Here is a 22,987-nt window from a genome sequence, read left to right on the forward strand (position 1 = left end):
TTCCCGTCACTTGTTATTACGTTGTGCTATCCACAGTCTCTTAGCTACAGATAGCAAGACACTGCTTGGATCTCTCCTTTTTTTGACGCAGCCGCGAGGTTGCGTTTTTTTTCGTCTCGGAAACCCCTTAGCGGCTACTGCCTACAGCAAACTTGTGCGCAATTGGCGATAATTTGACCACTTGTAGTTCATTGCAACCCCATGAGAGGTTAAACGCTAAGAGTATGTCTGAGAGATCCGGATTGGCGAAAAAATTTCGTGTGTATCTGGTAGTACAAGCGCTGCTGGTGGTGGCACTGGTGGTTTATCTGGCACTGGGCCGGCACCAGACTGTCGGCGACGAATTCGGGTTTACGGTTATTGCGGCCGGGCTGATGGCACTGCTGAGTTACTGGACGCTGAACACCACGCGCAAAGTGCTGGAGCTTGCTGTGAGCCGGATGCTGCAGCGGTAAACACCGGGCGCGTACAGCGGCGCTCCCATTGTGGAGAGCCGCTGGTACAATACGGCCTCGATACACGGCGTGCTCAGCTTAAGGCGGTAGTCATGGATACAGTGGTTGTCATTTACTCCGGAGGCATGGACTCCTTCACCTTGCTTCATCTTGCCCGCTCAAAGGGGCACCCGGTTCACGCCTTGTCCTTTGACTACGGCCAACGGCATGTTCGTGAGCTCGACAGTGCCCGCCAGGTGTGCCGTGCGTTGGGTATTCCCCATCAGGTCATTGATATTACTGCGATGAACGCCGTTATGGCGGGGTCGTCCCTGACGGGTGAAGGCGCGATACCGGCAGGATCCTATGAAGAAGAGACCATGAAATCGACGGTGGTGCCCAACCGCAACATGATTTTGTTGTCCCTGGCGACCGGCTACGCGGTCACCATAGGCGCCCGGTCGGTCTGGTACGGTGCCCACGGCGGTGATCACGCCATTTACCCGGATTGCCGTCCCGAGTTCATCGAGAAAATGGATGCGGTCTGCCGTGTGGCCAACTATGAGCCAGTAGCCATAGAGGCACCGTTCATGCGCGCGGACAAAGCGGCGATTCTCGCCACCGGGCTGGAACTTGGACTCGACTACGGTCAAACCTGGACCTGTTACAACGGCCGGGAAAAAGCCTGCGGGCAATGCGGTTCCTGCGTGGAGCGGCTCCAAGCCTTTGCCGCGCACGGATTAACAGACCCTCTGGCTTACGAAGAGCAGGCGTGATGTACCGGGTAAAAGAAGCCTTTTACACCCTCCAGGGGGAAGGAGCGCAGGCCGGTCGGGCCGCGGTGTTCTGCCGCTTCAGCAAGTGTAACCTGTGGACCGGGCGCGAGCGGGACCGGGCCACCGCGGTGTGCAACTTTTGTGATACCGACTTTGTGGGCACCGATGGCCAGAACGGCGGCCGGTTTGCCTCCGCAGAGGCGCTGGCCGAGCATCTCCGGGCACTCTGGCCAGCCAGTTCCCCTGGCGGACGGCCCTATGTGGTGTGCACCGGCGGCGAGCCCCTGTTGCAACTGGACGAACCCCTGATTGCCGCGTTGCATGCCCGTGGGTTTGAAGTGGGTGTGGAAACCAACGGCACCTTGCCGGCACCGGCGGGCATTGACTGGCTGTGCGTCAGTCCCAAGGCGGCCGCTGAAGTGGTGATCGAGCAGTGCGACGAGCTCAAGCTGGTGTATCCGCAGCCTCTGGCGATGCCCGAGCGGTTTACCGGCATCGCCGCACGCCATTACTTTTTGTCCCCCATGGCCTCCCCCTCTGTGCCGGACCAGGGCGAGGATCCGGTCAAGCAGAGCAATACCCGTAAAGCCACGGAGTATTGCCTCGCCCATCCGCAATGGCGGCTTACCCTGCAAATGCACAAAATCATCGGCATCGATTAGTGCTCAGCCTCAGAAGGTCAGATCGGTAATCACCGGATCGTGGTCGGAAGAACGCCAGGGGGACGGTGCGGTCTGGTGCTGACCTCCGTGCCGGTAGCCAAGCGCTGCCGGCTCGTCAGCGTTGATCGCCCAGATCTCGCTGTGACTTACATAGGGCAATAATTCCTGACTGGCCAGACTGTAATCCAGGGTGCCGCGCCGGCCCCGGTAGCGAAAACTGTGGTTGTCCAGACCGGAAAAGTGACGCACCAGATCGGTGTAGCCGGCCCGGGCCAGCACCTTCAGCGGCGCTTCCCGGGCGTAACTGTTAAGGTCGCCGGTGAGCAGCGTACCCCGTGACCCGGTGGCGGCCGGCAACTCCTCCAGCCAGCGCGCCAACGCCCGGGCCGACTGGGTGCGGCGGTGGGCGAAGCAGCTTTGGCCATCGCGCTGGTCCCGCTCCCTGCCACGGGCACCGCGACAATTTTTGGATTTGAAATGGGTGACCACCACCCGCACCGAGCCGCCATCTGCCAGACTGAAACTTTGCGCCAGAGGCGGGCGTGCCGGATGCGGGTATTCGGACCGCGTCGGGTAGGCGGCGGGGCCTACCGGCCGGGTGCGCCCGTGGCGATAGAGGATGGCGCCACGAATGGCGTCCTCGCCGGGGTTGTTGTCTTGTACGTAGCGCCAGTCCGGCCCCAGCTCGCGGGCCAGCGCCGCCAGGGCACTGAACTCGTCCGGGCCGTCGTTTTCCAGTTCGGTGACGGTAATGATGTCGCTGTTGGTGGCCCTCAAGGCGGCGGCCAGCCGCCTGCGCTGGGTGTCGGCCTCGTCCGGGGTGCGGGCACCACGAGGGGTGGGGAAGCCGCCCCCCCGGCCATCACCATTGAAATAATTTTGCAGATTCATGGCCGTGACCCGCAGGGTGACGTCGGCCCCGCGTGCAGGTGCGGGACGGCGCGGATTGGTCGTCTCGAACCGGGGCGCAGTGACGGGTTGCAGACGCCAGTGGCCGAAACGGTAGTCAATGATGCCGGTCAGACCGTGGGTAAGGGTTCCGGTGCGCAGCGTGCGCCGCGGGCCCAGAGGGGCGGGCAGGTAGCTGATCGTGGGGGGGAACCTGCGGCTGTAGCCGTCATCCAGAAGCAGGCGTTGCTGTGTCTGGCGGTGCTCCAGGGCAAAGGACTCAGGTCCCGGCAGCAACCACTGGGTGGGCACCCGCTGATCGTCTGCGGCCAGGGTGAGCTCGCCGTAGCGCAGCAGGTTGTGGTGCTCGACCACCACCATCGGGTGTTGAATGGTGACCAGCATGCCCTCCACCGCCTCGGCACCCCGCCCGGGGGGCCAGGGTATCGTGAGCGGGGCGGGCAGGACCCCGGGCCCACAGGCGGTTATCCGGGTGACCCGGTGAAGTTGGGTCAGGCCGTGAAATTCGGTCGCCGTACCGGTAATCCGGACCCGGTCGCCCGCCTTGCCCGCGGTGTTGCGGGTGTACACAAACAACGCTTCAGAGGTCGCAGGGTTGTGATCCGTGTCGGCGTCCGCCTGTTGCACGAAGAAACCGTTGAAACCCCCGGGGTAGCGGGTGTCCAGGGTGATGATGCCTTCGACCGTCACCTGCTGGCCGGTCTTGGGAGAGCTGGGGCCGCTGCCCTGAATACGGGCGATCGGGCTGGCCGGGTCGCCGCAGGCCGTGGCGCCCGCCGCTGTCGGCAGCAGTAACCACCCCAGCGTAACCGCGAGCAGTGAAACTGTGCGCATGGTTCGTGGGGGCTGTTCAGCCGGTGCCCGTTTCCAGCGAATGGGGTGGACGGGGGGTGTTTTGCGCGTGGTTGTTGGCGTCCCGCTCGCTGAGCTGAATCTGTTGCACCAGCGGGTCGGGGTGTACGGCCGTGCCGTGTATGCCCAGTTGCTGCAGGGCATCGTCGACCAGAGCCTTGCGGGAACGGATGCGCAGCTGTTTGTTCACCATCCCGTAATCCTGGGCCACTATGGCCTGTTGGGCGGCACTGAGGCGTGGGTCCGGTCGCAGGGTCAGGGTTTCAAACCCGTTCCAGGCGTCGTCCTGCGCCGGCTGCGCAGTAAAGCGCTGGTTGATGATTTTGGGCAGGCCACGAATGTGGTTCAGATTGAAATTACCGAACCCTTGTTGTTCACGGCACCAGCCCCGGGCAAGCCAGCGATGGTGGCTGAACACCAGACTATGGGGTTCGATCACCAGTCGCACCGGGTCCGGTGCGGTCAGACTGACGTACTCCAGTTCCAGGGGTTTCTTTTGCCGGGCAGCGGCGACCACGGTCCGCACCACCGCGGGTTGTCCCAGCGGGCGACTGGCGTGCAACACCGTCGACTGCGGCAAACTGATGTGCAGGGATTCAAAAGTCTGACTGAGGGTGTCATGCCGGGCCAGCAAATCGAGGTACTCTGCCGACTGGCCTTTGGTTACCACCGGCGTAAACCGGGCGCTGGGTACATACCCTTTCAAATGCCGGTCGTACTCCAGGTTGTCCGGCGCCAACTCGCGCAGGTAGGTATTGATGTCCTTGGAGGCCTGCTGTCTGCCAATGCCAAAACCGTGACAAATGTGGTTGGTGGTTAACCGGCCTTCCCACAAGGCAATGATTTCGATCAACCGGTAGCGGAGCAGAAGATCCCAGCGAATGGGCCAGTCCGATTTCTTCATAACGATGGGCTCATTGAGTTGGCGAACACAAACATCATTCTATCCCTGGCAAGCCTAGCATGTTAGCAGTATCTGCTCGCCCTCTGGGTTACGGCACCTTAATGTTAAACGCCGTAACTCCTTGTAGTTTAAGCGCATAAGTTCGCAGTCGGGGGCAACCTTCGGTATTTGCGGATTAGCAGATCGGGTCTGCATTTGTTCCTATTCGAACGGTTAGCATGCTAGTAGGTGCTTAAGGTGGTATTTTTAGTCAATTATGAACCGATGTCACGTGGAGTGCTCAGATATGAGAGACCAGTTTCCGTTTGCTGTGGCCCGGGTCACTCGTCGATGGCGCAAGCTTCTGGACGAGCGGCTGAAAGACCTGGGGGTGACGCAGGCTCGCTGGACTACCATGGTGTATCTGCAACTCGGCGGTCAGGGGCTTACCCAGCGCGAACTGGCCAGTCTGATGGCTATTGAGAACCCCACCCTGGTGCGATTGCTGGACAGTCTGGAAGCGCAGCATCTGATCGAACGCCGCCCGTGCCAGCATGACCGCCGCGCCCGCCGGCTCCATCTGACCGCCACCGGTGAGGCGTTTATGGAAGATCTGAATGCCCGGGCGGCCGGGCTGCGGGATGAGATGTTGGCCGGCGTCAGCGATGACGAGCTGGCGTCTGCGCTGGGGGTGTTAAATAAAATTATGGAAAACGGCAACCGGCAACGCTAGATCGGGGATAGAATCCCGCTTCTTACGGTCGTACCTGCTGCCCGCCGGGGGAACACCCGCAGGATGCTTGCGGTGACAAGCTTGGGTATGCTGGCGGCTTATGAACCTGACACGGGCAGCGATGTGCATCGCACCGGGCGGATCAAACTGATGGAAAGGGATGGTATGTGGTGTAACCAAGCACGGCGTGGGGGAAGGATGGTGCTGCTGGCGCTGCTGGCGTCGATGATGACGATGGGCGTCCGGGCCGCGACCAAAGACGCAGAGCGGGTGTTGCCGCTGAGTGGTGATCTTGCCGGAAGTCTGACGGTCATAACCTCACGGTATGAAGACACCTTTGCCGCGCTGGGGGCGACCCACAGCCTGGGTTACCTTGAACTGGTGAAAGCCAATCCGGACGTGGATCCGTGGCTGCCGGGTGAAGGCACCGCCATTACCCTGCCCCGGCACTATGTGATGCCGGAAGCCCGGCGCAGCGGCATTGTGATCAATCTGGCGGAATACCGCCTGTACTATTTCACCGACAAGGGCGTGTTGGTGTATCCGGTCGGCGTGGGCACTGCGGACAACCCCTCGCCCCTGACCGATGCCCAGGTGACCATGAAGCTGGAATCACCGGCCTGGTACCCCCCGGAAAGCATACTGGCGCAAGCCAAAAAGGACGGTGAGTATCTGCCCAGAATGATTCCGCCAGGCCCCGGGAATCCATTGGGCCCCTACGCCATCATGCTGAGTGAGCCCGGCTATCTGATTCATGGCACCAACAAGCAGTTTGGCGTGGGTACGCAGGTATCCCACGGCTGCTTCCGCATGTATAACGAAGACATTTCCCGGTTTGTTTACGAAGTGGATCGGGGTGCGACCGTGCAGGTGGTCGATCAGCCGGTTAAGATCGGGATGAAAGGTCATGAGGTCTGGCTGGAAGTGCATCGCGCCGCGGAACAGTATACCGACGCCGATCGGGAGGCTCTGTGGGAGGCCGTAACCGCGCGACTGGATACCCTGCGTCAGGAGATGCCCGATGTCGAGCTGCAGCGGGGTGCAATCGAATCGGCGGTGGAACAGGCGGATGGTATTCCCCGCATGATTGGTGAGCGGCTTGCCCGGGTCGCCGCTGAACCATCGGCTCGTGCCCGGTCCCGGGGTGCGGACAGTGGTGCAAGCGATACCCTGAAGCTGTGGTTTTGAGCTAGAGTGTAAGTACGTAAGTCAGCGAGTGCCGGCAGTGAGTACAGTTTAGGGGTGACCCGTGCCCCGGGGAGGCCGTGTGCGCAAGGGACAACCACCGATCCTGCGGTTTGGGGGGTTGGTGTGGTTGGTGGCATTGGTGTTTGGTCTGGTGTGGTCTGCCGGACCACCGGGTCAGGCTGTGTCCCAGGAACGCACCGGCGCTTTCGGGTTTGTCCTCAATGTGGACGGCGCCATTGGTCCGGCCACCCTCGATTATATTTCCCGCAGTCTGCGGCGCGCTCAGGATGAGGGCGCTGAACTGATTATATTGCAACTCGATACGCCCGGCGGATTGATGGAATCCATGCGCGGCATTATCAAAGACTTCCTTGCTTCCGCCGTTCCTGTAGTGACCTATGTGTCACCCTCCGGGGCCCGCGCGGCCAGTGCCGGCACCTATCTGATGTATGGCAGTCACGTCGCCGCCATGGCGCCCGCGACCCATTTGGGCTCGGCGACCCCGGTGCAGCTGGGGGGCATCCCCGGTTCTGACGATTCCAGCGACCAGCCGCCCGCAGAACCCGGCGGCGAGGCTGGCGATGCACCGGAAAAGCGTGAGGGTGGTTCGGCGATGGAGCGCAAAGTGCTCGAAGACGCCGTCAGTTACATCCGTGAGCTCGCCGACCACCACAACCGCAACGCCGATTGGGCCGAGCGTGCGGTGCGCGAGGCGGTGAACCTGGGAGCCCGGGAGGCCCTCGAGCAGAATGTGATCGATATAGTGGCGGTAGATTTGATGGATTTACTGGCCCAGCTCGATGGCCGGACCGTAACCATGTTCAATGGTGACCGCCAGTTGGCGACGGCTGACCTGGAACTCCGTTACCTGGACGCCGACTGGCGCACCCGCCTGCTGTCGGTGATTACCCATCCCAATGTTGCCTACTTCCTCCTCATCATCGGCTTTTACGGCATAGTGTTTGAGTTGGCCAACCCGGGGTCGGTGGTGCCGGGGGTCGTGGGGGCGATTTGCCTGTTACTGGCGCTGTTTGCCTTTCAGGTCCTGTCGGTCAATTACGCCGGTCTGGCGCTGGTGTTGCTGGGGCTGGCGTTGATTGTTGGCGAGGCGTTTGCGCCCAGCTTCGGCATGCTCGGGATTGGCGGGCTCATTGCCTTTGTGCTGGGCTCCATCATCCTGATGGATGGCAGCCACCGGGCGGTATCGCTGCCGGTCATCGGCGGCACCGCGCTGGTGGCCGCCGGTTTCATGCTGTGGACCGTCACCCGGCTGGTGGGGGTTCGCCGGCGGGTGCCGGTCAGTGGGGTGGACCAGCTCCCCGGCAGCGTTGCAAAGGCACTGGAGGATTTTGTGCCGGTCGACGAGGGCTATGCAGGGTATGTATGGCTGAGCAGCGAGCGCTGGCGGGCGGTGTGTCCGCAGCCGGTCGCCGCCGGAGATTCGGTCACCGTGGTTCGCGTTGAGGGGCTGACCGTGGGGGTCACCCTCGATCATCGCCACAAGGAGGCGTTATGATTGGTCAGCTTGTTCCCTATATCGCACCGCTGGTGGTGCTGTTACTGATTCTGGGCTCCGCCATCCGTATCCTGCCGGAGTATCAGCGCGGCGTGGTGTTTTTTCTCGGTCGTTTTCAGGGGGTGAAGGGCCCCGGTCTGATCATTATCATCCCGGGTATCCAACAGCTGACCCGGGTGGATTTGCGGGTGATCACCCTGGACGTTCCCGGTCAGGATGTGATTTCCAGGGATAACGTGACGGTGCGGGTGAATGCGGTGCTGTATTACCGGGTGGTGGACCCCGAGCGGGCCATCATCCGGGTGGAAAATTACGGCACGGCCACCAGTCAGCTGGCGCAGACCACGCTAAGGTCGGTGCTGGGGAAGCACGATCTCGATGAAATGTTGTCGGAACGCGACCGTCTGAATGCGGACATTCAGGAAATTCTCGATGCCCAGACGGAAGACTGGGGGATCAAAGTCTCCAATGTGGAGATCAAGCACGTGGATCTGAATGAGAGCATGATCCGTGCTATTGCCCGACAGGCGGAAGCCGAGCGGGAGCGCCGGGCCAAGGTGATCCACGCGGAGGGTGAGTTACAGGCGTCCGTAAAGTTGGTGGAGGCGGCAGAAGTCATGTCAAAAAACTTCGGCGCCATGCAATTACGCTATCTGCAGACGTTGGCGGACATGAGCACCAACAACACGTCTACCATCGTGTTTCCGTTACCCATGGACCTGATCCAGACCTTTGCGGCGCCCGGACCGGCGGCAGCGGGACCGCCAGAGGACCAGCAAGATTCACAGGCATAAAAAAAGCCGGTCGAAATGACCGGCTTGTTCAGCATGCGCAGAATTACTTCTGGCTGGCACGCTCGAGCATGCGGCGGGCGCGCTCGTTTGCTTCGTCAGCGGAACGCTGAGCTTCTTTGGCCGCAGCCAGCGCCTGCTCGGCAGTCTGCTGCGCAGAACGTGCGGTGCTGGCAGCGTTGTTCGCCGTGTTCATGGCGTTGCTGGCCGTCTGCTCGGCAGAATTGGCAGTGGCCATTGCATCCATACCGTTTTCGTCAGTTGACGCACAACCAGCAGTCAATGCTGTGGCCAGTGCAAACCCTGCAATTGTTAACTTGCGCATTAGGCATTCTCCTTATTAATAATCTTACTTCCAAAGATCCAGAAGTTACTTAGTTAACATCCAGTCTTACAGGCCGATTACGGCGATAACCACCGGATTCGTAAAACAGTGTAAAACACTATTGGCGGATATGTTAACTCACTATAGCCATATTTTTATCGGCATGACAATAGCTTAATAATCAGGGCAAAATTTGGATAGGAGTGCCGTCGGCCACCAGCCGCCAGATTTCATCCATCTCGTCATTATTAACCGCAATGCAGCCGTCGGTCCAGTCCAGTCCGGCGTATGCGAACGCCAGGTCGCCGGCGTCGTTGGGCAGGCCGTGGATCATGATGCTGCCGCCCGGATTCAGTCCCCAGGCCCGGGCCAGCGCACGATCCTCATGATTCGGGTAGGAAATGTGAATGGATTTGTAAAACCGGCTGTTGGCATTCCGCCAGTTAAGGATGTAATCACCCTCAGGCGTGCGGGCGTCGCCCTCGGAAAGTTTGTGGCCCACCGGGTTATCCCCCAGTGAAATCCGGTAACTTTTCACCACCTGGTCCCCGGCCAGCAGGTACAGGCGACGTTCTTCCTTGCGCACCAGTACCTGATTGATGGGCGGATAAGAATCCAGCGCACCGACGGTCAGTTCCGAGGCCGATGCGCGCTCGGCTGCGGGCAGGGCCAATACGATCAAGATAGCCAGCAGGGTAAGAATCGGGAACAAACGCACAATCATAACTTACCAAAAATTAATCAGTTGGTGGCGTTTACTAGCATAGACCGCGGTCACCGCGACGCCAGCTCGGCCGGAAACCGGTCAGTTTTCCTCACCGATCATTTTCAGGCCCACCTTGGTGACCCGGTCCGCATCCGTCGCCCGGGCGACCAGGGTCACCTGATCCAGCTCCACCTGGTCACCCACCACCGGGTGGCCTTTGGTCAGTTTGGCAAAGCATTGTGCCAGTGACAGCTCCGATGGCAGGGTGCCGTCGAGCTGAATGCCGTACACCTGCTCCAGATCACTCAACAGGGCATCGCCGTGCAGCACAAAGTCACCAAAGAAGCGGCGTTCCGCCAGGTGCTGGGGGATCTGACGACCGCTGAGGGATTTGCCCAGTTCGGTCAGCAGGGAGGGGGTGGCAAACACCGCCAGCACGTCGCCGCTGGTCACCGCCAGTTGCGGCACGGGGGCGTGGCAGTGAGAGTCCCGGAATACCCCCGCGATGGCGGTGTTCGCCGGCAGCCGCAGCTCACTGAGGGGGGTGGGCTCCTGCCATTGCGGGCCGCGCAAGGGGAACAGCATGAGTTCATGGTCGCCGGCGTTGGGTACGTTCAGTGGCAGGCGCAGGTCGGGTTCATCGCCCGCGGGGACTTCCAGCTTGAGTTTGCGGGCCAGGGGGGCCAGCGAGGTGCCCTGCACCAGCAGCGACACCAGCACCACAAAAAAAGCAATGTGGAACAACAGCTGGGCTTCCGGAAGACCGGCCATGATCGGGAAGAGCGCAAGGACAATCGGCACCGCGCCCCGGAGCCCGACCCAGCAGATGAAGAACAGCTCGCGGCGGTTGAATCCGAAGGGCCAGATGGTGGTCAGCACCGCCACCGGGCGGATCACAAAGATCATCGCCAGCGACAGCACCAGGGCACCGCCGGCCACCGGGATCATTTCGGAAGGGGTGATCAGCAGACCCAGAATCAGGAACAGCGACAGCTGGGCCAGCCAGGCCAGACCGTCGTGTACCTGCAGAATCATCGGCATCATGCGCACCGGCCGGTTGCCAATGACCACGCCGGCCAGATAAATGGCGAGGAAGCCACTGCCCTCGATGCTGTTGGTGGCCGCAAACAGCGCCATACCGGCGGCCGCTACCAGCAACGGGTACATGGCCGGCATGAGGCGCATCCGGTTGGTGACGCTGACAATCAGCAGGCCGCCTGCAACCCCCATGACGCTGCCGATGCCAAACTGTTTGACCAGCATCAGCAGGCCTTCCCAGCCCTGGGTCAGCTGCTCATCACTGATCAGCGTCACCAGCATCACCGTCAGAAAAATGGCCATGGGGTCGTTGCTGCCCGACTCGATTTCCAGAGTGGCACTGACCCGCTCGTTCAGGTTAAGCCCCCGGCCCTGCAGTAACGAAAACACCGCGGCGGCATCGGTTGAGGAAATGATGGCCCCCACCAGCAAAGCGGTCATCCAGTGCAGCTCAAACACCCAGTAAGCCACCAGCGCGGCACCAATAGCGGTGATGAACACCCCGATGGTGGCCAGCAATAACGCCGGCCGCAGGCCCACGCGGAAGGTAGCGGCGCGGGTACGCATGCCACCGTCCAGCAGAATGACCGCCAGCGCCAGGTTGCCGATCAAAAACGCCAGCTGAAAATCATCAAACACCACGCCCCCGGGGCCGTCTTCCCCCGCAAGCATGCCGACGGCCAGAAAGATCAACAGAACGGGCATACCCAGCCTGCTGGACAGCGGGCTCAAGATGATGCTGATGACCAGCATCAGGGCACCAATCAGCATAAGGATTGGATCCATGGTGTCTCCTGTAACAAATGTGTGAAGCGCCCCGCGGGCGTCCTGTACCGCGGGCAGGCCGAGCCGCGGGTCAGTGCAATTTCAGACGGGGGTGCATGGCCCGGTTCACCTTGTCCAGCAGCCAGATGATGCCGGCCCGCAGCACCCCATGCAGAGTGACCTGATGCATGCGATACAGGGATACGTAGAACAGCCGCGCAATCTTGCCTTCGATATACATACTGCGGCGCGACAGATTGCCCATCAGGTTACCCACGGCGGTGTAGTGACTGAAATTGATCAGCGACCCGTGGTCTTTGTAAACAAAGGCGACCGGTTGTTTGTCCGCCAGGCGGTGCAGCAGCGTTTTCGCCAGGGCGGTGGCCTGCTGATGCGCCGCCTGGGCCCGCGGCGGTACCGGACGGTCCGAGCCCGGCTGGGGGCAGGCGGCGCAATCGCCGAACGCAAATATATCCGTATCCCGGGTGGTTTGCAGATACTGATCCACCACCAGCTGGTTGCCCCGGTTGGTTTCGAGACCGTCCAGGTCGGTCAGAAACGCCGGTGCCTTGATGCCTGCCGCCCAGATGGTCATCGCCGATGGCCGCTGGGTGCCGTCTTTCATCACAATGCTGTCGGGTTTGATTTCACTCACCGGCTGCCCGGTGAGCACCTGCACCTGTTGGCGCTGTAATTCGCGGGTTGCCGCCGTCGACAGGCGATCCGGCAACGCCGGCAGGATGCGGTCGGCGGCTTCGATCACGGTGATGCTGACGTCTTCGGGGCGCAGGTGACTCATGCCGTAGATGGGCAGTTCCCGCGACGCCAGCCGCAACTCGGCGGCCAGCTCCACCCCGGTAGCGCCTGCGCCAATGATGGTAATGGGCAGGTCGTGGGGCCGGCCCTCGCGGGCGTCGTAGTTTTTACGCTGAAACGCGTTCAGCATCAGTTTATGAAACCTGCGCGCCTGTTCGAGGCTGTCGAGAAACAGGCAGTGCTGCTGGGCACCCGGGGTGCCAAAGTCATTGGCTTTGCTACCCACCGCGATCACCAGGGTGTCGTATTCCACCCGGCGCTCCGGTACGACTTCGCTGCCGTCCGCGTCGTGAATCGGCAGCAGGGTGATGGTTTTCTGCTTGCGGTCGATGCCGCCCATCCGCCCCATGCGGAATTCGAAGTGGTGCTGGCGGGCGTGAGCGCGGTAATTCACCTCATTGGTGCCAACGTCCAGGGAGCCGGCAGCCACTTCGTGCAGCAGGGGCTTCCAGACATGGGTGAGGACCGCATCAATGAGAGTGATGCGGGCTTTGCGTTTTTTGCCCAGGGTTTTTCCCAGCCGGGTAACCAGCTCGAGACCGCCGGCACCACCGCCGACAACAACAATATGGTGCTGATGTTCCATGATTCAAGGCCCAGTAAGTAAAGACAGCCAAACATTCTGCCTGCCAGAACGCTTGGCTTTCTTCACTGTTTCCTTTGCGGCCGCACTATGCTACCGCCCCGGGGGAATCGGGACAACGCAATCCCGGCGGCGGCACCGCTTTATTGTCGTTCTTCGGAAGGGAGCACCGAATCCGGGGTCAGCCGGCAATCAGGGGAGGTCTTTGGCTGGCGGGCGCCCAGGGAATGGTGCGGTAATCGAATCCGGCTTCCAGGGTGGGTTTGATGATCTGGAAATAGGGCGAGGCGTCAAAATCCCGGGGCACAAACAGAAAGTGCGCGCGGATGTGATAGATCTCTTTTTTGCACGCCACACAGTTGGGGTCGTCAGACGGCAGCAGCTCAATATCCGGCAGTATCGGGTAGTGGACCTGCTGGAACGCCTGGGCGATCAGGGTTGAACAGATGGCGCGCGTGGGGTCGCCGCTGCCGAGCACAAGCATGCGGCGGCGAAAGCGCGTCGGTACCGGGGGGGTGGGCAACAGATAGCGCAGCAGATCAAACACGTTGCGCATATCGTATTGTTGCCCGAGCCGGTTGATCGCATATCGGACGACCTCGGCGAGGGCGTCGCGGTCGAGCCCGACCGGGCGGCAGATGCGGGTGTGGAGGTTGCGGTAAAAACTCAGCGGCACGGCGCGGATGCCTTCCTCCAGATCCGCTTCGATCAGCATATGCTCGCCGCTGACCTGTCCGGAGAACTCGGGTATCCGGTTGCCCACGTAGAGCGCGGCGTGCGACCAGGTGGACTGGGTCAGGTACTTGATGGCCACACTGACGCGGGTATCACCCTCGACCAGCAGCACATCGCCGGGTTGCAGGGTGTCTTTCAGCAGATCGAAATTGACCGTCTGCGCGGACGTTGTGGCAATGCGCTTGGTCAGAAACGAGGCCAGCCACTGAGACAACCACTTACGCATAATGTTCATACCCTCAAAGTTCGTGATTCTGCTACTCTAGACTGTACAGCAAACCCATTATTACACCCCAGTGTGTTGTAGCAGCATAGGTTATGAGGAGTGACCCGTGAAAATCAGCGTTAGCGGCATTCAAGACGGCCAGCCGGTACCCGAACGGTATGCTTTCGGTGTGTACAACGAAGCCGATCGTATGAGCTTCGGCCCCAACAGAAACCCCGAAGTGAGCTGGGATCAGGTACCGGCTGGCACCCAAAGTTTTGTGGTCATGATGTTTGACCCCGATGTGCCCAGCGTTGCGGACGATGTCAACAAAGAAGGACGGGTGGTGTCGAAAACCCTCCCGCGGGTCGACTTTTTTCACTGGCTGCTGATCGACATTCCGGCCAGTGTGCGCCGCATCCCGGAAGGTGAGGACAGCGACGGGGTTACCCCCAAGGGCAAGCCTCAGGAAGGCGGCCCGGTGGGAGTACGCGGCATCAACAATTTCACTCAGTTCCTCGCCGGTAATCCGGATATGGCGGGTACCTACGCCGGTTATGACGGCCCGTGCCCACCCTGGAACGATGAACTCATGCACCACTACCATTTTGAAGTGTACGCTTTGGACGTTGACAGTCTGGGACTGAGCGGTGAGTTTGATGGCGCCGCCGTGCGGAAAGCCATGCAAGGTCACGTGCTGGCCAGTGCCAGGGTTACCGGCACCTACACGCTGAACCCGGATTTGCGCTGACCGGCGGGCCCGGATTGGCTGCGGTGCTCATTACTTGCGCCGCAAGGTGTAATGGATAGTGGTTTCGGGTGTCTGAGAAAGGTAGCGCCAGGTATTTTGTGGCGACCACAACAACTCGAACCGTGGAGAACGATCATGGCTACTATCCATCCCTTACGGCTGGCCATCAAGGCCGGCCACACGCAACGGCATCATCACACCGGCTGGTGGTCTGCCGCCGTGATGACCGCGCTGCTGGGCAGTGGGGGCGCGCTGGCTGCGCCCTGTAACCCGTGTTCGCCCTGCAAGGGCCAGTGTCGTGCCAGCGCCCAGTGTAAAGCCCAATGCAAGGCTGCCTGCAGCCCGGCCAAAGTGAAACATCCCTGCGCGGTGAAAAATCCGTGCGCCACCAAGAACCCCTGCGCGGCGGGCGGTAACCCGTGTGCAGCCAAAGGTCAGTGCGCTGCCCAGCCCAATCCCTGTGCGCTGAAAAATCCGTGTGCCAGCAAAAATCCTTGCGCCAGCAAGAACCCTTGTGCCACCAACCCCTGTGCCACCAAAGGAGGCTGCAACCCCTGTGCCGCCAAGGGCCAGTGCGCCGCCCAGCCCAACCCTTGTGCGGCCAAGCGGGTGACCCGTCCGGACAACTATCAGGCGTACAGCGGTGACCCGGACGCCCTGTTGCAACGGGGCGAGCAACTGTTCGCCGACACCAGTCTGAGCAGCAATGGGCTGGCGTGCGCCACCTGCCATATGGAGGGCGCCGGCTATAAGGCCACCTTTGCCGAGGCTTACCCTCACACGGTGGCCATGGCCAGGGACATTTTCGGTATGGAGCAGGTGCATCTGGATGAAATGATTCAGGTGTGCATGGTACAGCCGATGGCCGCGCAGCCCTTTGCCTGGGACAGCATGGAGCTGGCGGCGTTGACCGCGTACATGGAACAGGTGCAGCAGGAGGTAACCCGGTGACATGAAGAATGCCCTGCCTGAAATCGCGGTTGTTGGCCCGGAGGCGCTGACCGAGCGTCGCCTGCGGGCCAGCCTCGAGGCCATTGCGGAGATGCGCGAGTGTTACCGGGTGCTGGCAAAGGCCGGTCTGAACATCGTGGGTGAGGTGCTCAAGGGGCAGGGGCCGTTTTACCAGATGGACCACTACCCCAAAGACGATGTCTACGACCGCGAGTTTCACTCGCAGTATTATTACCACGCCCACCGCGACGATCACGATGAGCACGGTCATTTTCACCTGTTTGTGCGCGACGCTGCCATACCCGCCGGGCTTGCACCACTGGCCGGGCCCGCCGGGGACGCCCGGGTCGCCCATCTGGTGGCGATTGCCATGGATGCCTGGGGATTTCCGGTCGAGTTGTTTGCCGTCAACCGCTGGGTTACCGACGAAAGCTGGTTCGCCGCCGACGCGGTGATTGCCCTGCTGGACGCATTTAAAGTGGATCACGCCTCCCCCAGCTGGCCGGTAAACCGGTGGTTGACCGCGATGGTGCGCTGTTACCGCCCGCAGATAGAGGCGCTGATTCGCCACCGGGAGGCAGTGATTGCGGCCCACGCCGATCGGCCGCTGACGGAAGTGCTGGAGGATCGTACTCTGGAAACCACCGGTTCGCTGCTGGTGGATACCGACGCCTGGCAGGCGAGTCTGGAGACCGAGCTGGCGCGTCGCGGGTCAGTGTCGCGCCTGGCTGAGTCGTGAGCCCGCTGAGCGCCTGAGAGCCCGGGCAAGCAGCTGCGGGGGGTGAAGGGTCGGCACCCTAGGGGTCTTCCCGGGCCTGGAGCTCCCGTTCGATGGCACTGTCCAGCCGCTGCAAATAGTGCGGGTCCACCCCCTGTGCGCTGAGGTGGCTGTGGTGGCGCAACAGGGCGATGCTGGCGCGCAAGTTGCTCACAAACCGGCGACAGTGACGGCACATCAACAGGTGCATTTTGATGGCGACAGTGTCGGCCCGGCCAAGCTGGCCTTCGACGTAGTCGCTCGCGCTGCGGGCGAGATCTCGGCACATTAACATTCCCCGGTCTCCTGAAATTTCTCCACCATCAATAAAATCTTCTGCCGCCCACGGTGCAGCAGTACTCGCAGATTAGAGGCACTGACCGCCAGAATGTTACAGACATCATTGGATTTGTGTTGGTGCGCTTCGTACAGAATGAGCGCCGAGCGCTGGTTTTCCGGCAAAGCGGACAGGTGTTTGTCGAGGCAATCCTGCAGAGCACCGTTTTCCAGCAGACGTTCGGCCGAATCATGGGCCACCAGGCTGGGGGGGGGTGCGCCAGCGTCCGTTGGCTTTAAAGCGGTTTGCAAGCTCGGGATCCAGAGCGTCACCGAAATCGGTTGGCACCTCACGCCGGGCTTTGCGGAGCTGGTTTTTGGCCCGATTGGCCACGATGCGATGCAGCCAGGTTTTGAGGCTGGAGCGGCCTTCAAAGGTTTTGACGGCACTGACCACACTCACCCAGCAGTCCTGCACCACATCCTCGGCGCTGCTGGGATCCAGATAATACCGGGCTACGGCGAGCATCCCCGGGGTGTACTGGCGAACCGTGTGCTGAAACGCCTGGGCGTCGCCCAGTTTGAGCAGGCTGACGAGTTCCATGTCATCCGATTGATGCATTACCGGGTCCATACCGTCTATCCTCGGCAGTATTGGGTAGCATTGAGTCCAGTTTTTTTTACGAAAGTTCCGACTTTCTGAGCGGTTACTGAAAAAAAACGGCGGCCGCTGTGTAACAAGGAACCCAGCCCCGTGTCCATCAGTCAGAGGACGCGGGACTTAACCGGACCTGGAACGCATTATGAGTACAAAAAAGTGGTTGTTGGTGGCGCTGATCGCGGGATTGGTGGCCCTGTTCATCGGCTTCGACGGACATGAGCTGTTGACCCTGGATAACCTGCAGCGTCACCACCGGGAGTTGGCGCAATGGATTGCCGAGAATACCGCCACGGCGGTGGCCGGGTTTGCGCTGATTTACGTGCTGGTGACCGCGCTGTCCTTGCCGGGCGCGGTAGTGATGACCCTGGCAGGCGGGGCCTTTTTCGGCAACGCCCTGGGTCTGTTAACGGTGTCGCTGGCGTCCACCGCCGGCGCCACCCTGGCCTTTTTGGCGGCCCGTTTTTTGCTTCGGGATCTGTTGCGCAAACGCTACGCCGACACCATCGCGCGCATGGATCGCGGCATTGCCAGGGACGGTGCCTTTTACCTGGCGACCCTGCGACTGGTGCCCGTGTTTCCGTTTTTCCTGATCAATCTCTCCATGGGGTTGACGGGGATGAGGTTGCGTACCTACGCGCTGGTGAGCTGGGCGGCCATGCTGCCGGGCACGTTTGTGTACGTCAACGCCGGCACCCAACTGGCGCAGATCCAGTCGCTGGCTGACATAGTGTCGGCAGACGTTCTGCTGGCGTTTGCCCTGCTGGGGCTGTTCCCGCTGATCGCCAAAGCGGTTATGGGGGGCATCCGCCGGCGGCGGCTGTACCGCAACTTCACCAAACCAGCGGCCTTTGACTACAACCTGGTGGTGATCGGCGGCGGCTCGGCGGGGCTGGTCTCGGCCTATATTGCCGCCGCCGTGAAGGCCAAGGTGGTGCTGATCGAGAAACACCAGATGGGCGGGGACTGTCTGAATACCGGCTGCGTGCCCTCCAAGGCCCTGATAAAGAGCGCCAAGGTGGCCGACACCCTGCGTCACGCGCAACGGTACGGTCTAGAGTCGGTGCCGGTGAAGGGCTCCTTCGCCCGGATCATGGGGCGGGTGAAACGGGTGATTGCCCAGGTGGAGCCTCACGATTCGGTGGAGCGGTATCGCAACCTGGGGGTGGATTGCCTCAAGGGTGAGGCACGCTTTATCTCCCCCTGGGAAGTGGAAGTGCGTGACCCCGACGGCCAGCGCCAGCGCATCACCGGCCGCAGCATCATCATTGCCAGTGGCGGGCGCCCGGTGATGCCACCGATTCCCGGTCTGGCGGCGATGCAGCCGCTGACCTCGGAGAATCTGTGGGCTCTGGAAACCCAGCCCCGGCGGCTGCTGGTGCTGGGGGGCGGTCCGATCGGCTCCGAACTGGCCCATGCGTTTGTGCGGCTCGGGTCGCAGGTGGTGATGGTGGTGCGCAGCGGACGGATCCTCGCGAAAGAGGACCCCGAGGTGGCGGATTTCATCCTGCAGCGGTTCCGCGACGACGGCATTGATGTACGGCTGAACCACAGCGCCGACTCGTTTCATATCGAGAACGGCGACAAGGTACTTTACTGTACCCATCAGGGCGAGCAGGTGCGGATACCCTTTGATGAGGTGCTGGTGGCGGTCGGCCGTGCCGGTAACACCGAGCATCTGAATCTGGAAGCGCTGGCCATCGAGCCGGGCCGCAACGGCACCGTGGTGGTCGAGGAGGATCTGAGCATCGGCTTCCCCAACGTGTTTGCCTGTGGTGACGTGGCCGGCCCCTATCAATTCACCCATGCGGCTTCCCATCAGGCCTGGTACGCGGCGGTCAACGGCTTGTTTGGCCAGTTCAAGCGCTTCCGGGTGGATTATCGGGTGATGCCCTGGGTGACCTTTACCTCGCCGGAAGTCGCGCGGGTCGGCTTGAGTGAAACCGAAGCGCAAGCCCGCAACATCGCCTACAGCGTCACCCGTTATGAGCTGGGCGATCTGGATCGGGCCATTGCCGAGAGCGAAGATTGCGGGTTCATCAAAGTGCTGACACCACCGGGCAAAGACCGGATTCTCGGTGCCGTGGTGGTCGGTGCGCAGGCCGGTGAAATTCTGTCAGAGTTTACGCTGGCGATGAAGCACGGCCTGGGGTTGAACAAGATCCTCGGCACCATCCATCCGTACCCCACCTGGAACGAAGCGGCCAAATCCCTGGCCGGGGAATGGCGCCGTGCCCACGCCCCGGCGGGGGTGCTGGCCCTGCTGGAAAAACTGCACCGCTGGCGTCGTGGCAATACCAAAGCGACCTCGGCGACTAAAACATCCTGGAATCTGGAGTAACTATGACGACTGTTACGGGTGACCTGTCGGGTGACAGCCCGACGCGTAAGATACCGGCGATCGAAATCATTGCACCCCGCGCCAGCGATAGCTGGACCCATACCCGCGACGGCCAGCCCCGGGGGTACATCGATGCCCGGCGGTTGCGGGAATTATGGATTCACACCGGTACCGCCTGCAACCTGTCGTGTCCGTTCTGTCTGGAAGGCTCCCACCCCGGGGATGGCCGCATTCCGGGGATGACCCTCAAGGATGCCCAGCCGTTCATCCAGGAAGCGCTGGACATGGGCGTGGAACAGTTTTCGTTCACCGGTGGCGAGCCGTTCGTGATCCGCGATTTCGTGCACCTGTTGGATTACGCCAGCCGGCAGCGGCCCTGTTTTGTTCTCACCAACGCCACCGACCCCTTGTTGAAGCGCAGGCATCAGTTGCTGCCGTTGCTGCGCAACCCTCACCCGATCCATTTCCGCGTCAGCCTGGATTTTCCCGATGCGGCGCGCCACGACAAAGACCGGGGGGCCGGCAGTTTCAACAAGGCTCTGGAAGGCATTCGCTGGCTGCACGAGCAGGGATTCCGGGTGTCCATCGCCCGCCAGACCGACGTCGGCGAAGTGCCGGCCCGCGTGGAGGCGGGCTACCGGGCCATTTTCCGTCAGTGGGGCATCCCCGAGGATCTGGCGTTCACCGCCTTTCCCGATTTGGGGGTGCCCGGCTCCGACGATGGCAGTCCGGAAATAACCGAAACCTGTATGGAGCAATACCCGACGCCGGAGAGTCGAGCCCACTTCATGTGCACCTACACCCGCATGCTGGTGAAAAAGGGCGACCGGGTGCGGGTTTACGCCTGTACCCTGGTGGACGACGACCCCGACTATGATCTTGGCGGCACGCTCACCGAAAGCATGACGCCGCGCATCATGCTGCGTCACCATCGCTGTTTCGCCTGTTACCGCTTTGGTGCCAGCTGCTCAGCCCCCGGCTAACGAAGCGCATCGACCGTGGCCGTCACCGAAGCCGGTCTGTTTCAGGGGGGGCTGTACTGCGGCTTTACCCGCTGGCCATCCTGGCGCAGGGCCTGCTGGAGGCCGGTCTATAGGGTCCGGAGCGCCGCCTCACCGCATCGGGAACCACGACGGCCCGTACCCGTTTTCGGGATGGGAGACCGGCCCCGGGGCGCATTCGTGCGCAGGGTAATGATTCGAAGGCTAAAGTTTGGGGTCTAAGGGATGGCGCTCGGGGTTTTCGTTAAAATTTATTTATAGTCGGCTTATCTTGTTGATATTGATCGATAAAAAGCCTGTGAGTGCGGTGGCTCTGTGGGTGTCGTCTTGAGTTATGCTTTGAGGTCTATATAATTCAGCCCTGAATCCTAGCGAAGAAAACATAATTACATGGCACCCGAAGGATCGAATACCACCGCCATCACCCTGCGTAAACCGCACCGGGATGATGGTCTGCAGTTGCATCAGCTGGTGGCCGCATGCCCCCCGCTGGACCCCAATTCCATCTACTGCAATCTGTTGCAGTGCAGCCATTTCGCCGACACCGGCGTGGCTGCGGAGATGAACGGCGACCTGGTCGGCTTTATCTCCGGATACATTCCTCCCCAACAGCCGCACACCCTGTTCATCTGGCAAGTGGCGGTGCACCGCCGGGGGCGTGGGCAAGGTCTGGCCAAGCGCATGCTGAAGGCCATCGTGGCCCGCAAGCATTGCGCCGGTGTGACCCACCTGGAAACCACCATTACGCGGGACAACGACGCGTCCTGGGCGTTGTTCCGGTCATTCGCCGCCGACATGGGGGCCGAATTGAGCTACGCGGAACATTTTGAAAAAAACGCGCATTTTGGTGGCCAGCACGACTCCGAATACCTGCTGCGCATCGGCCCCTTTACCCGACCGGCTGCTGCATCCGGCCCATAAGCTATTCGCAGGCCGACAGTCCTTGCGAGGACGGGTTGTCACAAGGCTTTAAACCAAGTGCGGCAGATTGATCGCGACCCATACCGGTCATCCGCCGCGTATCCCTCGAACCTGACATGCTAAGAGGTAAGACAATGGAAGTTTTTAAAACGACTGAATCCCAAGTCCGGGTGTATTCCCGAGCGTTCCCGGTCATTTTCAACCGCGCCAAAAACGCGCACCTGTACACCGAAGACGGCAAAGAGTATCTGGATTTTCTTGCCGGGGCGGGCTCCCTGAACTACGGCCACAATAACGAGGTGTTCAAAAAAGCCCTGCTCACGTACATCGAGAGCGACGGCATCAGCCAGGGGCTGGACCTGTTCACCACGGCCAAGCACGATTTTATTGAGGCTTACAAGACCCACATCCTTGATCCCCGGGGTCTGGATTACAAAATCCAGTTCACCGGACCGACCGGCACCAACTGTGTGGAAGCCGCGTTGAAACTGGCGCGCAAGGTCAAGGGACGGGACGGCATCATCTCGTTCACCAACGGCTTTCACGGGGTGTCGCTGGGTGCGGTGGCCGCAACCGGTAACAAGCACCACCGGGGTGGCGCGGGGGTGGCCCTGGGCAGTGTGACCTTCATGCCGTATGACGGCTATCTGGGCGACGGCGTCAACTCGCTGGAGCTGATGGACAAAATGCTGTCGGACAATTCGTCCGGGGTGGACCTGCCGGCGGCGGTCATTGTCGAGGCGGTGCAAGGCGAGGGCGGTCTGAATGCGGCCAGCGCCGAGTGGCTGAAAAATCTGCAAGCCTTGTGTGCGAAGCACGACATGCTGCTGATTGTGGATGACATTCAGGCAGGCAACGGCCGCACCGGTGAATTCTTCAGCTTTGAATACGCGGGCATCAAACCGGACATTGTGACGGTATCCAAGTCCTTGAGCGGGTACGGTCTGCCCATGGCGCTGGTGTTGTTCAAGCCTGAGCTGGATATCTGGGGACCGGGCGAGCACAACGGTACCTTCCGGGGCAACAACATGGCGTTCATCACCGCAGCGGCCGCTCTAAAGACCTACTGGAAAGATGCGGCCTTCGAGCAGGAGATCAAGGCCAAGAGCCGGGTGCTGGGCGACGCCCTGCAGGCGATCTGTGACCGATACGGGGCCGACGACTTTTACGTCAAAGGCCGCGGCTTGATGCGCGGTATCAGTTGCCGTAAGGCCGAGTTGGCCGGTGACATCGCCCGCGTTGCCTTTGATAAGGGGCTGATCATCGAGACCAGCGGCCCGGAGGAAGAGGTGATCAAGTGCCTGATGCCGCTCACCACCAGCGAAGACGACCTGCGCAAGGGTGCCGGGCTGCTGGCGGAAGCCTTCGAGGAAGTGTTGCACGGCCGTCTGAGTAAGGCCTCATAAGGAACCGA

At 61.2% G+C, this 22,987-nt stretch carries 24 protein-coding genes; 14 read left to right on the forward strand and 10 right to left on the reverse strand.

Features of this window, described 5'->3' with window-relative positions:
• Positions 1-224 precede the first annotated feature (224 nt).
• The 3 genes from BG841_RS06765 to queE all read left to right on the forward strand — a co-directional run bounded on the left by BG841_RS06765 (position 225) and on the right by queE (position 1,872).
• Positions 225-455 carry a hypothetical protein gene (locus BG841_RS06765; RefSeq protein WP_070056961.1) on the forward strand — a complete coding sequence of 77 codons (231 nt, stop codon included), beginning with the start codon at positions 225-227 and terminating at the stop codon, positions 453-455.
• 92 nt (positions 456-547) lie between these two features.
• Positions 548-1,210 carry a 7-cyano-7-deazaguanine synthase QueC gene (gene queC, locus BG841_RS06770; protein ID WP_070056962.1) on the forward strand — a complete coding sequence of 221 codons (663 nt, stop codon included), beginning with the start codon at positions 548-550 and terminating at the stop codon, positions 1,208-1,210.
• Positions 1,210-1,872: a 7-carboxy-7-deazaguanine synthase gene (gene queE / locus BG841_RS06775; RefSeq protein ID WP_070056963.1), complete on the forward strand. Its 663-nt coding sequence runs from the start codon at positions 1,210-1,212 to the stop codon at positions 1,870-1,872. Before queC ends, queE begins: the two co-directional genes overlap by 1 nt.
• A 9-nt stretch (positions 1,873-1,881) precedes the next feature.
• Here the strand turns inward: queE and BG841_RS06780 are convergent, their stop codons facing one another.
• A complete protein-coding gene (locus tag BG841_RS06780; RefSeq protein WP_070056964.1) occupies positions 1,882-3,615 on the reverse strand; it encodes an ExeM/NucH family extracellular endonuclease in 1,734 nt (577 codons plus the stop codon).
• Between the two features lie 16 nt (positions 3,616-3,631).
• The gene (locus BG841_RS06785; protein ID WP_070056965.1) at positions 3,632-4,537 is read right to left on the reverse strand and encodes a WYL domain-containing protein; all 906 of its coding nucleotides are present in this window, start codon (positions 4,535-4,537) and stop codon (positions 3,632-3,634) included.
• A gap of 286 nt (positions 4,538-4,823) precedes the next feature.
• Between BG841_RS06785 and BG841_RS06790 the strand changes: the two genes are divergently transcribed.
• The 4 genes from BG841_RS06790 (at position 4,824) to BG841_RS06805 (ending at position 8,747) form a co-directional block, all read left to right on the forward strand.
• Positions 4,824-5,249, forward strand: coding sequence for a MarR family transcriptional regulator (locus BG841_RS06790; RefSeq protein WP_070056966.1), 426 nt, complete (start codon positions 4,824-4,826; stop codon positions 5,247-5,249).
• 225 nt (positions 5,250-5,474) lie between these two features.
• Positions 5,475-6,437, forward strand: a complete 963-nt coding sequence (locus tag BG841_RS06795; RefSeq protein ID WP_228141714.1) for a L,D-transpeptidase family protein — start codon at positions 5,475-5,477, stop codon at positions 6,435-6,437.
• Positions 6,438-6,516: 79 nt separating this feature from the next.
• A complete protein-coding gene (locus BG841_RS06800) occupies positions 6,517-7,953 on the forward strand; it encodes an NfeD family protein (RefSeq protein WP_083260203.1) in 1,437 nt (478 codons plus the stop codon).
• Positions 7,950-8,747 (forward strand): slipin family protein, encoded by a 798-nt coding sequence (locus BG841_RS06805; protein ID WP_070056967.1) that lies wholly within the window; start codon positions 7,950-7,952, stop codon positions 8,745-8,747. The genes BG841_RS06800 and BG841_RS06805 overlap by 4 nt, the downstream gene beginning before the upstream one ends.
• A gap of 43 nt (positions 8,748-8,790) precedes the next feature.
• Here BG841_RS06805 and BG841_RS06810 read toward each other — a convergent pair whose 3' ends face one another.
• The 5 genes from BG841_RS06810 to BG841_RS06830 all read right to left on the reverse strand — a co-directional run bounded on the left by BG841_RS06810 (position 8,791) and on the right by BG841_RS06830 (position 13,938).
• Positions 8,791-9,069, reverse strand: coding sequence for an Lpp/OprI family alanine-zipper lipoprotein (locus BG841_RS06810; protein WP_070056968.1), 279 nt, complete (start codon positions 9,067-9,069; stop codon positions 8,791-8,793).
• Between the two features lie 181 nt (positions 9,070-9,250).
• A complete protein-coding gene (locus BG841_RS06815) occupies positions 9,251-9,793 on the reverse strand; it encodes a L,D-transpeptidase family protein (protein ID WP_070056969.1) in 543 nt (180 codons plus the stop codon).
• A gap of 81 nt (positions 9,794-9,874) precedes the next feature.
• Positions 9,875-11,599, reverse strand: coding sequence for a potassium/proton antiporter (locus tag BG841_RS06820; protein WP_070056970.1), 1,725 nt, complete (start codon positions 11,597-11,599; stop codon positions 9,875-9,877).
• Between the two features lie 70 nt (positions 11,600-11,669).
• Complete coding sequence (locus BG841_RS06825; RefSeq protein ID WP_070056971.1) at positions 11,670-12,980, reverse strand: NAD(P)/FAD-dependent oxidoreductase; 1,311 nt, start codon at positions 12,978-12,980, stop codon at positions 11,670-11,672.
• 178 nt (positions 12,981-13,158) lie between these two features.
• The gene (locus tag BG841_RS06830; RefSeq protein ID WP_322853364.1) at positions 13,159-13,938 is read right to left on the reverse strand and encodes a YiiX/YebB-like N1pC/P60 family cysteine hydrolase; all 780 of its coding nucleotides are present in this window, start codon (positions 13,936-13,938) and stop codon (positions 13,159-13,161) included.
• A 106-nt stretch (positions 13,939-14,044) separates the two neighbouring features.
• On the opposite strand from BG841_RS06830, the gene BG841_RS06835 reads away from it, so the two are divergent.
• The 3 genes from BG841_RS06835 to BG841_RS06845 all read left to right on the forward strand — a co-directional run bounded on the left by BG841_RS06835 (position 14,045) and on the right by BG841_RS06845 (position 16,358).
• Entirely contained in the window at positions 14,045-14,668 is a 624-nt protein-coding gene (locus BG841_RS06835) for a YbhB/YbcL family Raf kinase inhibitor-like protein (protein WP_070056972.1), read from the forward strand.
• 135 nt (positions 14,669-14,803) lie between these two features.
• The gene (locus tag BG841_RS17145; protein ID WP_070056973.1) at positions 14,804-15,619 is read left to right on the forward strand and encodes a c-type cytochrome; all 816 of its coding nucleotides are present in this window, start codon (positions 14,804-14,806) and stop codon (positions 15,617-15,619) included.
• Position 15,620: 1 nt separating this feature from the next.
• On the forward strand, positions 15,621-16,358 hold the full coding sequence (locus BG841_RS06845) for a DUF6969 family protein (protein ID WP_070056974.1): 738 nt from the start codon (positions 15,621-15,623) through the stop codon (positions 16,356-16,358).
• 58 nt (positions 16,359-16,416) lie between these two features.
• Here the strand turns inward: BG841_RS06845 and BG841_RS06850 are convergent, their stop codons facing one another.
• The 3 genes from BG841_RS06850 to BG841_RS17335 are packed head-to-tail and all read right to left on the reverse strand — an operon-like array spanning position 16,417 to position 17,286.
• The gene (locus BG841_RS06850) at positions 16,417-16,671 is read right to left on the reverse strand and encodes a zf-HC2 domain-containing protein (RefSeq protein WP_070056975.1); all 255 of its coding nucleotides are present in this window, start codon (positions 16,669-16,671) and stop codon (positions 16,417-16,419) included.
• Positions 16,665-16,913 carry an RNA polymerase sigma factor gene (locus BG841_RS17330; protein WP_228141613.1) on the reverse strand — a complete coding sequence of 83 codons (249 nt, stop codon included), beginning with the start codon at positions 16,911-16,913 and terminating at the stop codon, positions 16,665-16,667. The genes BG841_RS06850 and BG841_RS17330 overlap by 7 nt, the downstream gene beginning before the upstream one ends.
• A complete protein-coding gene (locus BG841_RS17335; protein ID WP_228141614.1) occupies positions 16,903-17,286 on the reverse strand; it encodes an RNA polymerase sigma factor in 384 nt (127 codons plus the stop codon). The genes BG841_RS17330 and BG841_RS17335 overlap by 11 nt, the downstream gene beginning before the upstream one ends.
• 169 nt (positions 17,287-17,455) lie before the next feature.
• Here BG841_RS17335 and BG841_RS06860 point away from each other — a divergent pair, with 169 nt between their 5' ends.
• The 4 genes from BG841_RS06860 (at position 17,456) to ectB (ending at position 22,979) form a co-directional block, all read left to right on the forward strand.
• Positions 17,456-19,651 carry an FAD-dependent oxidoreductase gene (locus tag BG841_RS06860; protein WP_070056976.1) on the forward strand — a complete coding sequence of 732 codons (2,196 nt, stop codon included), beginning with the start codon at positions 17,456-17,458 and terminating at the stop codon, positions 19,649-19,651.
• Positions 19,652-19,653: 2 nt separating this feature from the next.
• Positions 19,654-20,634, forward strand: a complete 981-nt coding sequence (locus BG841_RS06865; RefSeq protein ID WP_070056977.1) for a radical SAM protein — start codon at positions 19,654-19,656, stop codon at positions 20,632-20,634.
• A 408-nt stretch (positions 20,635-21,042) separates the two neighbouring features.
• Positions 21,043-21,573, forward strand: a complete 531-nt coding sequence (gene ectA / locus BG841_RS06870; protein WP_070056978.1) for a diaminobutyrate acetyltransferase — start codon at positions 21,043-21,045, stop codon at positions 21,571-21,573.
• Positions 21,574-21,707: 134 nt separating this feature from the next.
• A complete protein-coding gene (ectB, locus tag BG841_RS06875; RefSeq protein WP_070056979.1) occupies positions 21,708-22,979 on the forward strand; it encodes a diaminobutyrate--2-oxoglutarate transaminase in 1,272 nt (423 codons plus the stop codon).
• The last annotated feature ends 8 nt before the right edge of the window (positions 22,980-22,987 follow it).

This window comes from Marinobacter sp. X15-166B, assembly GCF_001752365.1.
Classification (GTDB): Bacteria; Pseudomonadota; Gammaproteobacteria; order Pseudomonadales; family Oleiphilaceae; genus Marinobacter.